This window comes from Mesorhizobium sp. M2C.T.Ca.TU.002.02.1.1 (assembly GCF_003997225.1).
In genome coordinates this window covers 1-1,206 of the sequence record NZ_RZTO01001232.1, presented here as the reverse complement: position 1 = coordinate 1,206, position 1,206 = coordinate 1, and the positions used below count along the sequence as shown (strand labels likewise).

2 protein-coding genes are annotated in these 1,206 nt (G+C 67.2%); both read right to left on the bottom strand.

What is annotated here, in order from left to right:
- Positions 1-1,005 (bottom strand): tRNA preQ1(34) S-adenosylmethionine ribosyltransferase-isomerase QueA (gene queA / locus EOD07_RS35030; protein WP_127238405.1); only part of this gene is annotated, 1,005 nt, incomplete at its 3' end.
- A partial coding sequence (locus tag EOD07_RS35025; RefSeq protein WP_206519659.1) for a DMT family transporter occupies positions 1,005-1,206 on the bottom strand: 202 nt, incomplete at its 5' end. The genes queA and EOD07_RS35025, both read right to left, overlap by 1 nt.

Below are 1,206 nucleotides of genomic sequence, written 5' to 3'. Positions count from 1 at the left end.
CGCATAGGCCGAGCGCATTGTCTCAAGCCCGCTGAAGGCCGAGACCAGCATGAACAGCGTCGAGCGCGGCAGATGGAAATTGGTCATCAGCATGTTGGCCGTCCGAAAACGGTAGCCGGGCGTGATGAAGATGTCGGTGGGTCCGGACCAGGGCTCGATCATGCCGTCGTCGCGCGCGGCACTTTCCAAAAGCCGCAGCGATGTCGTGCCGACGCAGATGATCCGCCCTCCCCGCGCCCTGGCCGCGTTGAGCGCCGCCGCCGTCTCCGGACTCACCGAGCCGGTCTCGGCATGCATCTTGTGATTGGCCGTGTCGTCAGCCTTGACCGGCAGGAAGGTGCCGGCGCCGACATGCAGCGTGACGAAGCGGCGCTCGACGCCCTTGGCGTCGAGCGCCGCAAACAGCTCCGGCGTGAAATGCAGCCCGGCGGTAGGGGCCGCGACGGCGCCCTCTTCCCTGGCGTAGATGGTCTGGTAATCGGCGCGGTCGCGCTCGTCATCGTCGCGCTTCGAGGCGATGTAAGGCGGCAGCGGAATATGGCCGACCGCATGCAGCGCCTCGTCGAGGAATGGCCCGGAAAGATCGAAGCCGAGCAGCGCCTCGCCCGCCTCGCCCTTTTCGAGCACCGTCGCGTCGAGCTGGCCGAGGAAGCAGGAATTCTGGTCATGGCCGAAATGGATGCGGTCGCCGGCAGCGATGCGTTTTCCCGGCCGCATGAAGGCCTGCCAGCGGTCCGGCGCCACGCGCATATGCAGCGTCGCCTCGACCTGCGCCACCGCCTCGCCGCGCTTGCGCATGCCTTTGAGCTGCGCCGGAATGACCTTGGTGTCATTGAACACCAGCACGTCGCCTTGGCGAAGCAGCGACGGCAGATCGGAGACGATGCGGTCCTGCAATGGTTCGCCCGGCTTGACGATCAGCAGCCTGGCGCTGTGGCGCGGCTCTGCCGGGCGAAGCGCGATGCGCTCCTCCGGCAGGTCGAAGTCGAACAGGTCGACTCGCATCAGTAGAGCCGGATGAGCAGCGCCCCGGCAAGCAAGAGCACGGCGCCGGCGACACGGCCAAGCGAGATTTCGCGCACCGCCACGCCCAGGAAACCGGCGCGGTCGATCAGCATGCCGGCGATCAGCTGACCGGCGACCAGGAAGGCCATCAGCGCGGCAGCGCCGATGCGCGGCGTCAGGATCGTCGACAGCGTCACATAG